At 24.4% G+C, this 12,190-nt stretch carries 10 protein-coding genes; 9 read left to right on the plus strand and 1 reads right to left on the minus strand.

The features are described from left to right. Nucleotides 1–31 precede the first annotated feature (31 nt). Complete coding sequence (locus IGS63_RS11500) at nt 32–868, minus strand: hypothetical protein (protein WP_190614982.1); 837 nt, start codon at nt 866–868, stop codon at nt 32–34. A 255-nt stretch (nt 869–1,123) separates the two neighbouring features. Here IGS63_RS11500 and IGS63_RS11505 point away from each other — a divergent pair, with 255 nt between their 5' ends. The 9 genes from IGS63_RS11505 to IGS63_RS11545 are packed head-to-tail and all read left to right on the plus strand — an operon-like array spanning nt 1,124 to nt 12,190. Next, a complete protein-coding gene (locus IGS63_RS11505; protein ID WP_190614983.1) occupies nt 1,124–3,613 on the plus strand; it encodes an ATP-dependent Clp protease ATP-binding subunit in 2,490 nt (829 codons plus the stop codon). Continuing rightward, nucleotides 3,610–4,941, plus strand: a complete 1,332-nt coding sequence (radA, locus tag IGS63_RS11510; protein ID WP_190614984.1) for a DNA repair protein RadA — start codon at nt 3,610–3,612, stop codon at nt 4,939–4,941. Before IGS63_RS11505 ends, radA begins: the two co-directional genes overlap by 4 nt. Further along, nucleotides 4,934–6,019: a DNA integrity scanning diadenylate cyclase DisA gene (gene disA / locus IGS63_RS11515; protein WP_232521241.1), complete on the plus strand. Its 1,086-nt coding sequence runs from the start codon at nt 4,934–4,936 to the stop codon at nt 6,017–6,019. The genes radA and disA overlap by 8 nt, the downstream gene beginning before the upstream one ends. Further along, entirely contained in the window at nt 5,997–6,446 is a 450-nt protein-coding gene (gene smpB, locus IGS63_RS11520) for an SsrA-binding protein SmpB (protein ID WP_190614985.1), read from the plus strand. Before disA ends, smpB begins: the two co-directional genes overlap by 23 nt. A gap of 12 nt (nt 6,447–6,458) precedes the next feature. Further along, nucleotides 6,459–7,364, plus strand: coding sequence for an ABC transporter ATP-binding protein (locus IGS63_RS11525; protein WP_190614986.1), 906 nt, complete (start codon nt 6,459–6,461; stop codon nt 7,362–7,364). 7 nt (nt 7,365–7,371) lie between these two features. Further along, nucleotides 7,372–8,052, plus strand: coding sequence for a pseudouridine synthase (locus tag IGS63_RS11530; RefSeq protein WP_190614987.1), 681 nt, complete (start codon nt 7,372–7,374; stop codon nt 8,050–8,052). A gap of 53 nt (nt 8,053–8,105) precedes the next feature. Continuing rightward, nucleotides 8,106–8,540, plus strand: coding sequence for a MarR family winged helix-turn-helix transcriptional regulator (locus IGS63_RS11535; protein ID WP_190614988.1), 435 nt, complete (start codon nt 8,106–8,108; stop codon nt 8,538–8,540). Then, complete coding sequence (locus IGS63_RS11540) at nt 8,533–10,152, plus strand: PEGA domain-containing protein (protein WP_190614989.1); 1,620 nt, start codon at nt 8,533–8,535, stop codon at nt 10,150–10,152. The genes IGS63_RS11535 and IGS63_RS11540 overlap by 8 nt, the downstream gene beginning before the upstream one ends. A 13-nt stretch (nt 10,153–10,165) precedes the next feature. Beyond that, a complete protein-coding gene (locus IGS63_RS11545; protein WP_190614990.1) occupies nt 10,166–12,190 on the plus strand; it encodes a coiled-coil domain-containing protein in 2,025 nt (674 codons plus the stop codon).

Here is a 12,190-nt window from a genome sequence, read left to right on the forward strand (position 1 = left end):
AATTTCATTTGTGTTACATGTATATTAAAAATTAAAAAGCTGTTTGAGGGAATACTTTTATATCTAAAACCACTACATGATTCCCAGGCTCTAAATTGCTTGGAATATACATATTCGAATATAATTCTAACTCTGGAAATCTATAAAATCCACTCCAAATATCCCAAGATATTATTGGAAATAAATTTTCTATATGTAATTCTTTTTTTCTATAATTATAAATCTGTTTAATTTTTCTTACTCCAGTAGCAATCGTTGGAAAAGTTCCTCTTCTAAGAGTAATTGTATTTGAATTCCAATTTAAATAAGGATCATATGGAGAATTTTTTGCATAAAGGTATGTAATTGTATTACCTATATTTTTTCTTTGATCTATTTGAGTTATTGTATCAACTGAAATGTCTACATTAACATAAGTATATGCAAAAAGGGCTTTTAATAAATTTTTAGCAATTCCGCGTGGAACTATATCATTTGGAAAAGTTAAATCAAAAAAAGTTCTAACTATACGATAAGCATAACAATTCGAGCTCTCATTTAAAATAGTTCTTACATCATTAAAATTTATTTCTGGAAATAAGCCATTATTATTTTCGGCAAAAGATTCATATAATAAAGGATAAATCATATCTCCTATAGCTAAAACACCGAGTAATTTATCTTTATTTTCACCAGGTTTATTTATTAATATATAATTATTTAAATTTAAACCTCTTCCATTTGCATATTCTTCTCTACTAACAAATTGAACCATAAGTAATCTATCTAAGTTTTTTTGAATATGAGGGTTATTAAAAATATCACCATAATTTATAGTAAAAAAAGATATCAACAAAATACTAAAAATTAAAAATTTATTTTTCTTCATAAAAATCACCTCAATTTTATTTTTTCTACAGTTTAATTTTAATATATTTTACAAAAAATAACAACTCGAATGAAAAGTATTTGTTAAATTAATATTAAAAATTCAAAAACTTTTTTTAAGTTGCAAAAATAATCAATATAAATAAAATTTTTTTTGATTTTTAAATATATTCGTGATAAAATATAAGTAAAAGTGTCGAAAAATTAAATTTATTTAAAAAAATTAGCTTTTTGACTCTCGGAGGTGGAAAAAATAATGTTTGATAATTTTACCGAAAGAGCTGCAAAAGTATTTATTGAAGCTCAAAATGAAGCTAAAAATATGGGACATCCCTATGTTGGAACAGAACATATATTACTTGGACTATTAAAAGTTGGCGGTAAATATTTAGATATAATCTTCAAGGAGTTTGATATTTCATACAATAAAATGAAAAATGAAATTACAGGAGTAGTTGGTGTAAACTCTTCTCAAGGAATAATAGGATCTCCTCAACCAACTCCAAGAGCAAAACGAATAATAGAATTAGCTTATGATGAATCAGAGTTAATGGGGTCAACTAGAATTGACGCCGAACACTTACTTTTAGGTATTTGCAGAGAATCAGAAGGAATAGCTTCTCATATTTTAAAAAGATTAGGAATAAAACTTTCAGAAATGAAACAAAAACTTTCTGAACTAATGCTAAAAAGCAACACCGAAGATATAAATTCTTTAAATTCAAATGAAGAATCCGAAGAAAGAATGCGCCAAAAGCAAACAGCTTTAAGGCAATTAGAAGATTTTGGTACAAATTTAACAGAAAAAGCTTGGAAAAACAAATTAGATCCAATAATAGGAAGAAACACAGAAATAAAAAGAGTTATGGAAATTTTAGCCAGAAGAAAAAAGAACAATCCTGTTTTAATTGGCGAAGCTGGAGTTGGAAAAAGTGCTATTATAGAAGGATTAGCTATAAAAATAGCTTCAGGTGATGTACCAGAAATACTAAAAACAAAAACTATTTTTTCATTAGATATAACTTCTCTTGTAGCTGGCACTAAATATCGTGGAGAATTTGAAAAAAGAATGAAAAAATTAATACAAGTTTTAGAAAAAACAGACGACATAATTTTATTTGTAGATGAACTTCATATGATAGTAGAAGCTGGTGCTGCCGAAGGCTCTTCTATGGATGCTGCAAACGTTTTAAAACCGGCTTTAGCTAATGGTACTATTACTTTAATTGGAGCAACTACTTCAAGTGAATATAGAAAATTTATTGAAAAAGATCCTGCACTTGAAAGAAGATTTCAAAAAATATATGTTTCAGAACCAACAATAGATGAAGCTATTGAAATTTTAAATGGAATAAAAATAAAATACGAAGAACATCATAAAGTAAAGTATACAGAAGATGCTATAAAAGCTGCTGTAAATTTGTCTGTAAGATATATTACTGATAGATATTTACCAGATAAAGCAATAGATGTTATAGATGAAGCTGGTGCAAAGTCAAGATTAGCAATATTGACATTAACAAAAAAATTAAAATCAGATCTTTCAAACATTGAACTTCTTGAAAAAGAAAAAGAAATTAATTTATCAAATAATAACTTTGATGAAGTTGAAATATTAAAAAAGAAAATTGAAAAACTCAGAAAAAAATATAACACAGCATATAATAAATGGAGAAAAGATGCAGAAACAAAAATCATAGATATAAGCGAAGAAAATATAGCAGAAGTTATTGCTCATTGGACAGGTGTCCCACTTAAAAAATTAGAAACATCTGAAATGGAAAGATTATTGAATCTTGAAGCAGTTCTTCATGAAAGAGTTGTAGGTCAAGAAGAAGCCATTGTTTCTGTTTCAAAAGCTATAAGACGATCAAGAAGTGGTTTAAAAGATCCAAAAAGACCTACTGGTGTTTTTATGTTCTTAGGTCCTACTGGTGTTGGAAAAACTGAACTTGCAAAAACTTTAGCTGAATATATGTTTGGAAATGATAGTTCTTTAATTAGGATTGATATGAGCGAATACATGGAAAAATTTAATGTTTCAAGATTAGTTGGAGCTCCTCCAGGATATGTAGGGTACGATGAAGGAGGACAATTAACTGAACAAGTTAGACGTAGACCTTATTCTGTTGTTTTACTAGATGAAATAGAAAAAGCTCATCAAGACGTATTTAACATACTTTTACAAATAATGGATGAAGGAAGATTAACTGATTCGCAAGGAAGAACCGTTGATTTTAGAAATACAATAATAATTATGACTTCTAATCTTGGTTCAGAACATATAAACAAATCAAAAAGAACTTTAGGTTTCGTTGAAAATGAATCAGCAGAGCAACAATATAAAGATATAAAAGGTCAAGTTATGTCTGCAATAAAAAAAGAATTTAAACCTGAATTTATAAACAGATTAGATGATGTTGTTGTATTCCATCCTTTAAATAAGGAAGAAATAAAAGATATTATTAAAATACAAATTAAAGAATTATCAAGTAGAATGTCTGAAAATAATATGTCTTTAAAATTAAATGATAAATCTCTTGAATATCTTTTAGAAAAAGGATATGATCCAATTTTTGGTGCAAGACCTTTAAAAAGAGCCATTCAAAAATATTTAGAAGATCCGTTATCAGAAAAAATATTACAAGGGAAATTTAAAGTTGGAGATAAAATAAATGTTTCAGAAAAAAATGGTAAATTAATTTTTAGAAAAACAGTTTCAAAAAGCAAGGTGGCAAAAATTTGAAGAAGAAACAAAAATACTACGTATGCAATGAATGTGGTTATGAATCATTAAAATGGTTTGCAAAATGTCCTGAATGTGAATCTTTTGGGACAGCTGTTGAATTTTCTGAATCTAAAGAAGAAAATAATTCAACAAAAGCTGAAATTTCATTTTTAGAAGATTCTATTGAAATACCTCAAAAAATACAATTAAGTAATTTGGAAATGAATGAACTTTTAAATGGTGGAATTGTACAAGGTGGAGTTTATTTATTGAGTGGAGAACCAGGTATAGGAAAAAGTACCTTGTTAGCTCAAATAACTTCTCAAATAAATGATTTTTTAATATATGTTTCGGGTGAGGAATCTAAAGAACAAGTAATAAGAAGATTCAAAAGATTGAATATAAAAAAAGAAAATTTAGGATTAATTTTTGAAAATGATATTGAATCAATAATAAAAACCATAAAAACAAGAAAAGAAAAACCAAAAATTTTATTTATTGATTCAATACAAACTATGAAATCCAAAGATTTTGATTCAATCCCAGGAAGCATTATACAAGTTAGAGAGTGTACTAGAAAATTAACTAACTTTGCAAAAAAAAATAATATATCTGTTATTTTGGTTGGTCATGTAAATAAAGAAGGTGCAATTGCTGGTCCAAAAGTATTAGAACACATTGTTGATAGTGTTATACAATTTGAATTAGAAAAATCTTCTGGATTAAGAATGCTTAGAGTATCAAAAAATAGATTTGGACCTACGGATAATGTATTATTGTTTGAAATGACAAATAAAGGATTAAAAACAATTGAAAACATATCAGAATATTTCATTTCAGAATATTCAAATGAACCTGGTAATACATTAACAATGATTAAAGAAGGAAATAAAATAATACCAATAGAAATACAAGTATTAGTAAGTAAACCCGTTTATGGTAGTCCAAGGAGAGTTACATCTGGAGTTCCTATAGACAGAGTTTTAATGATAATTGCTGTTTTATCAAAAAAAATGAAACTACCTTTAGAGTCTAAAGATATTTTTGTTAATACATCTGGTGGATTTAAATTAAACGATAGTGGTATTGATGCTGCTATAGCAATTTCAATGTTATCTTCTTTGTTTGATAAACCAACTCCATCTCCAACTATTGCAATAGGGGAAATAGGTCTTGATGGTAAATTAAGAACCGTACACATGTTAGATAAAAGAATAGAATTCGCAAAAAAAATTGGCATTGATAGTATTTTAGTTCCAAAACATAAAAATTCTTATAAAAAAATCTTAGAAATTAAAAATATTTCTGAGTTTATAAATTTATTTAAAGGTGATAATAATGATTGAAACCTCTATGGAAAGTATTTTAAACCTTTTAGCTCCAGGTAAACCTTTAAGAAAAGGTATAGATAGAGTATTAGAAGCCAATTTAGGTGCCCTAATATTTTTATCAAGTAAAACTGAAGAATACTTAAACGAAGGATTAATTCAATTAGGTTTTAAAATAGACTCTGACTTTCAACCAGAAAAAATATATGAACTCGCTAAAATGGATGGTGCAATAATTTTAAATACAGAAGCCACAAAAATATTATATGCAAATGTTCAATTAAATCCAGATAGAAGTATTCCAAGTACAGAAACTGGCATGCGTCACAGAACTGCAGAAAAAATTTCAATGCAAACTGGAGATATTGCAATAGCTGTTTCAAAAAGAAGAAATATAGTTTCTGTTTTTTATAAATGGTCTAAAAATGAATTATTGCCAGAAAGTGTATTATTTGCACGATTAAATCAAGAAATAACTATTGCGCAAAGATACAAACAAAGTTTTTTAGAACAAGTTGAATTTTTAAATATAGAAGAAACAAAGAAAAAAATAAGCCTTTCCGATGTAACCGAAACTCTTTCAAAAGGTTTATTAACCATAATGATAACAAAGGGAACAGACAAATATATGAGAGAACTTGGAGAAGTTTCTGGAAGTGCTAAATTAGAATACGATGAAATTTTAAAATCTATATCTAAAATAGTTGGTTCAATAATAATGGACTATCATAGTGAAGATTTAAAATATCAAAAAGCAGAAGAAGCTATAGAATTATTTGAAGATATAAAAACAGAAGATCTTGTTAATCAATTTATAATAGCAAAAAAAATTGGCTATGATGTTTCTTCCGATGATGAACTAGAAGAAAAAATGTTAACTCCAAGAGGATATAGAATACTTTATTCAACTAAATTACCAAGCCAAGCAATAAAAAATGTTATTGAAACATTTAAAACTTTGAGTAGTTTAATGGAAGCTTCATTTGAAGATTTAACCGATGTATCAGGAATTGGTAAACGAAGAGCTGACACTATAATGGGATTACTTTATAGAAAGAAAAAAGGAGCAGAAGATGAAGATACTTTCAAACAATAAAAAAGCTTATCATGATTACTTCATATTAAAAGAATACGAAGCCGGAATTGAATTATTTGGATCTGAAGTTAAATCAATAAAAGAAGGAAGATGTAATTTAAAAGATGGATACTGTAAAATTAAAAATAGAGAAGTTTTCTTGTACAATATTCATGTTAGTCCTTATACAAATGCTTCTATATTTAATCATGATCCAGAAAGGCCTAGAAAATTATTAATGCATAAATATGAAATTTTAAAAATTCATAACAAAATAAAAGAAGAAGGATTAACTTTAATACCTTTAAAACTTTATTTGAAAAATGGATTAATAAAAATAGAAATAGGTCTAGCAAAAGGTAAAAAAATTTATGACAAAAGAGAAACTTCAGCAAAAAAAGACTTTGAAAGAAAAATTAAAAAAAATCTCAAATATACAAACTTATAAGGAGAGACTTTAATGAAGGCTATTGAAACAAAAAATTTAAGTAAAAAATTTGGAGAATTATACGCAGTAAAAAATGTATCTCTTGATATTGAAAAAGGTAAAATTTTCGGATTACTTGGACCTAATGGAGCCGGAAAATCAACAATAATGAAAATGTTATCAACCTTAATGCTTCCAACAAGTGGAAGCATAAAAGTATTAGGTCATGATATTAAAACCTCAAAACAAAAGATAAGATCTTTAATAAGTTTAGTTTCTGATTATACAGTCCTTGAAGATGATTTAACTCCCATTGAAAATTTAGAAATGTTCGCTGAAATTTCAAATGTAAAAAATTATAGTAAAAAAGTAAAAGATTTGATAGAAGATTTTGGCCTTGGTATTTACAAAGGAAAATTAACTAAATATCTTTCTTCTGGAAATAAACAAAAATTAAACATAGCAAGAGCCTTAATAAAAGAACCAAAAATTCTTCTTTTAGATGAACCAACTAATGCCATAGATGTAGAAACCTCTAGATTTATACGTGAATATATTATAGAAGAAAATGTAAAATCAGAAATGACTATTTTAATTTCTTCTCATTATATTTGGGAAGTTGAACAATTAGCAACTGAAGTTGGTGTAATTATAAATGGTAATATAATAATAAAAGAAAAAACTAATGATTTAATTAACAAATTCAACTCTATGTTTGGCATATATGAATTAACTTTTAAAAAAGAAAAATTTGAAAATGTTTTAAACAATTTAAAAAAACAAAAAGATATTTTAACAATAAAACCAATTACTAAAGAAAAGATAATAATCGAAGTCTCTAACAAAGATTTCAATATAAAAGATATGAATTTAAGAAAAATTACACCTTCACTTGAAGATATTTATTCTTATATAGTAAAAAATAAAAAAGTAAAGTAGGAGAAAAATGAGATTAGATAAATATATTTCAAATGCTAAAATCGGAACAAGAAGAGAAGTAAAAGCACTTATAAAATCTGGAAAAGTCAAAGTAAATGAAAAAATAATAAAAAAAAGTGATTATAAAGTAACAAACGAAATAATAGAAGTAAACAACAATATAATAACTCCACACAAAAAAATATATATAATGTTTAATAAACCTAAAGGTATACTTTCAGCTAATAAAGATTATAAAAGAAAAACTGTATTTGACCTTATAAAACATCCTTATGTTAATGAGCTTTCAATTGCTGGAAGACTAGATTTAGATGTTCATGGATTACTTCTTTTATCAAATGATGGAACATTCATACATAAAGTAATAAGTCCAAAAAAAAATGTATATAAAACTTATGAAATTATTTTTGAAGGCGTTTTTACAGAAGAAAAAAAGAAAAGATTAGAATCTGGAATTAAATTAAATGAATTTACAACAAAACCAGCTATTGTATCTTTACTTTCTAAAAATAAACTTGAATTAAAAATATTAGAAGGAAAATTTCATCAAGTAAAAAGAATGATAGCTTCAATAGATTTAAAATTAATAGATTTAAAAAGAACATCAATTGGAAGTTTAAAAGTAGATATTCCAGAAGGAACTTATAGAGAATTAAAAGAATTTGAATATTTATCTTTTTTAAAATAGGAATATCAATAATAATTATAGTAATATAAAGTAGAATTGGAGGGTTTTGGGTTATGAAAAAAAAATCAAAAGATATTGAAAAAATTTTTAGAACCATTTGTTTTAACATAAAAGTTGGAGGAAGACGTGTATTAAAAGATTTTGATATTTCTTCTGCTCAATTTGATGTTTTACAAATGCTTTATTTTAAAGGTCCAAAAAGATTAAGCGATATAAGTAAAAAGCTTGGAGTTACAAAAAGTACTACAACTGGCATTGTAAAAAGATTAGAAAATCAAGGACTTTTAGAAAGAAAACAATCTGATGATGATAAAAGAGTATTTGTAATATCCATAAAAGACCCCGGAAAAAAAATTATAGATAAAGTTATAAATGAAAGAAAAAAATTAATGAAAAAAGTCATAGCCGACATGAACTATGATTCTTATTTTATTGAAAAATTAGAAGACTTCTCGAAAAAACTTCAAGAGGTGACAAATGATGTTTAAAAAATTTTTTCTACTCTTTTTTATATCAATATTTAGTTTTTTAACTATCTTTGCATATAACGTTGAAATAAATTCAATAAAAAATAGTTATGTATACATTGATAATGTATACAATACCAAATCTGATACTGGAAAAAACATCTTAAATTTAAATGGACATCATACCTTAAAGATAATTAAAGATGGTTATACTGATTTTATTAAAGATTTAGATATAAATAAAGATCTAAAAATAAATGCATATCAAATCCCATTATCAAATATTTTGATAAATTCTAACCTTTCTAAAATTAATATTTGGTATAATTGGAATAATGAAAAAAAAGAAGTTATATTAAATTCTGGAGAAAGTTTAAAAGTACCTTATACTATTAAAAAAATTTATATTGCTAAAAAAGGCTACAATGAAAAAGAAATAAATATAGAACTCAAACCATTTTCATCAACTGTATTAAACATACATTTAAACTCTTTACAAAAATGTTTAATAAAAACAACTCCTTCAAATGTAAAAGTTTATTCAAATGGTACTTATATAGGAACTACTCCAATAGAATTAGATAAAAATTATAAAAACTTAATATTGAAAAAAGAGGAATATGTTGATTATTCAATAGATGAATTATTAAATTCAGAATACAACATTAATTTAAAAAAAGGAAAAAAATTATCCATTAATTCAAATATTTCTGATGCTATTGTAATTATTAATAAAAAATACACTGGTACAACACCTTTTTCAAAAACACTCCCAGTTGATAATTATTTTATTGAAGTAAAAAAATTAGGATATGATTCAAAGTATTTAAATGTGGATTTATCAAATAATTTAAACTTATCAATAAATCTTAAAAAATCTTTGAAAAAAATAACTTTATTAAATACAGAAAATTATGAATTTAATATTGATGGTAAAACAATTAAAGGATTAAACGAAATTTTATTTGACAATAAAAATCATTTATTGAAAATAAAAAACGGAGATTCTATATATTCAATTTTAATAGATGAAAAAACACCTGAAGTATTAGACTTCAATAAAGTTGGTGTTTTAAATGTTTTTTCAATAAAAAACGACTTTGCTAAAGTATTTGATAAAATAAAAAACTTACCTACTCAATTTTTTATAAATATGATTTCAGAAAGATCTACAGTAACTTTAAAAACCACTCAAAATTACTATAATTTAATAATAAATAAAGGAAAATATGGAAATATTTTTACAGAAAAAAATATTGGAGGTATTTTTGTTTCTTCAAATATAAACAATACTTCTTATTATTTAGATGGAGAATATATTGGAACAAACCCATTTATGTATGGACTAAAAGCTGGGACTCATGAAATCGAAGCAAAAAATGGAAATAAAATAAAAAAAGAACAGTTAAATATTAAAAATAATAATGTTTATTATACAAACTTTATTTTTGATGAAAAAGTTCCTGTTAGACTTTATACAAGTAAAAAAATTAAAATAAATAATATAGAAATAAATAAAACACCTTATTATTTTTATTTAAATAAAGGTGCAAATTATATTGAAGTAAACAATAAAAAGATAGTAGTTTTTATATATGGTCCACAATCAATAAACATAGATGACATACTGTGATGGAGGTGTAATGATGAAACGTAATGTTTTAATACTAACTATTGTTTTAATTTCTATTTTTATATTTTCAGAACCAACGATAAAGGATTTAAAACCTTCATCACCAACGTATCCTCATGTAATAAGAATGATTGAAAATCAAATAATGACTGTAGATAATCAAGCAAGATTTAATGGTGCAAATCCTATAATTAAATATGATTTAGCTGTTTTTGGTTCAAAATTTTTAGATTACTTCAAAGGAAAGTATGGAGTAAAGATAAAAGAGTTTGAAGATAGATTATCTATTTTAGAGAATATGAATTTAGATAAAAGAATAAGTACATTAGAAACATCATTTTATAATTATTCAGAAAAATCTATTTTAATTGAAAATAATATAGATGAAATAAATAAAAAAATAAATGATATATTAATGGTAATAGATCCAAGCAGTAGTATAAATTCAAATAATGCTGTATTTACTGAAATTGAAAACAAAGCCCAAAAAATCGCTCAAAAAGTTGCTTTAGAAGAATTAAAAAGAGTAAGCGATACAACTTTAGCAACAGTTAATGAATTTTCTGATAGGCTTTCAAAATTTGAACAAAGTGTTCAAGATTTAAATAACAAATATGATAAATCAATAGAGTACTTAAACACTATAATAGTTTCAAATGAAGAAAAAAGTAGAAATGAATTAAAAAATTATGTAAATCAAAAATTAAATATAGAAATAGATGCTTTAAAAGCATCCATGAGAAATATTGCTAATTCAGAAGTTGGATATTTAAATGCAACTCTTGATGCAACTTTTTCTAATCTTGATTCAAGAATAAACAAATTAGAAACTAATTCAAATCAAAAAATTGATTCTTATATAAATGGAATAGATTCCAGATTATTGAATTTAGAAGCTAAAATAAATAGTATTGCAAACTTTAATAGCGAAAATATAAAAACAAATACAACCGGAGAGATCCTTAAAATAAAAACAGATATAGAAGTTCTTAGAAACACTTTAAATACTCTTGAAACTTCATTGAAAAATTTAAACAATCAAAATGAATATAATAAATCATATATTGATTCTTTTAACTTAAAAGAAGAATATTATACAAAAAAAATAAATGAAATAGAAAAAAAATATGATAACTTGGTATCTAATTTAATATTTCAAAGTAAAAAAGTTGATGGAATTATGTTTGAAATGTCTAAAATATCCACATCAAATAATATAAATATTGATAATAGTTCCTTAAATGAAAGAGTAGCTAGTTTAGAAAGATTTTTTTCAAATTATTCTGATGAAATTAAAAAAGTAGATATTTATTCTAATGATATAGATAAAACACTAAATGAATTTCAAACTATTAAAGATCAATTCAAAGCTAATAATTCAAAAATAGAAAATATAAACAATAGCTTTGATACAATTAATACTAAAATAGACAGCTTATCAAAAATTTTAAATATTGATTCTCAAAAATTAAAAGATATTAAAAATTTATATGATGTAAATGAAAAAATATTAAATAATCAAAACATCATTGAAAACCTCAATAAAAAATCTTCAAACAATGAAATGAGTATTATAGATCTCTCTCAAAGGTTAAAAACTATTGAAAATGAAATAAATTCTTTTAATGTTAATACTGGAAAAATGGATGAATTAAATAAATCCTATGGAGAATTACTTCAAGAATATTATAAAATAAAATCAAATGTAATTTTTAGTATTAATCCAGATAAAATGAAAGATGAAATAACATCAACAGTTGAAAATAAAATAGCAATAGAATTAGCAAATAATAATCAAAAAATAATGGATTTATCAAAAAAAATAGAAACATTGTCTACTAATTCTAATAATTCAGAAGAACTAACTTATAATAAAAAAATAGAAGATAACAAAAGTAAGTTAAATAAATTAGAAGAAGAAATAAAAATGTTAAAAAAACCTCAAGAAGTTTCTTTTATATCTTCTTTAACAAGTGGTTTAATTGGTGTAGGTGTTGGAGCAGCAATAACTTGGATTTTACTTTCATCTGGATTGTGA

The sequence above is a fragment of the Tepiditoga spiralis genome, assembly GCF_014701195.1.
Taxonomy (GTDB): Bacteria; Thermotogota; Thermotogae; order Petrotogales; family Petrotogaceae; genus Tepiditoga; species Tepiditoga spiralis.

Coding starts and splice junctions, on each gene's coding strand:
- IGS63_RS11535 (WP_190614988.1), top strand. CDS start 8,106: ATGAAAAAAAAATCAAAAGATATTGAAAAAATTTTTAGAACCATTTGT.
- smpB (WP_190614985.1), top strand. CDS start 5,997: ATGAAGATACTTTCAAACAATAAAAAAGCTTATCATGATTACTTCATA.
- IGS63_RS11545 (WP_190614990.1), top strand. CDS start 10,166: ATGAAACGTAATGTTTTAATACTAACTATTGTTTTAATTTCTATTTTT.
- IGS63_RS11500 (WP_190614982.1), bottom strand. CDS start 868: ATGAAGAAAAATAAATTTTTAATTTTTAGTATTTTGTTGATATCTTTT.
- IGS63_RS11540 (WP_190614989.1), top strand. CDS start 8,533: ATGTTTAAAAAATTTTTTCTACTCTTTTTTATATCAATATTTAGTTTT.
- disA (WP_232521241.1), top strand. CDS start 4,934: ATGATTGAAACCTCTATGGAAAGTATTTTAAACCTTTTAGCTCCAGGT.
- IGS63_RS11505 (WP_190614983.1), top strand. CDS start 1,124: ATGTTTGATAATTTTACCGAAAGAGCTGCAAAAGTATTTATTGAAGCT.
- IGS63_RS11530 (WP_190614987.1), top strand. CDS start 7,372: ATGAGATTAGATAAATATATTTCAAATGCTAAAATCGGAACAAGAAGA.
- IGS63_RS11525 (WP_190614986.1), top strand. CDS start 6,459: ATGAAGGCTATTGAAACAAAAAATTTAAGTAAAAAATTTGGAGAATTA.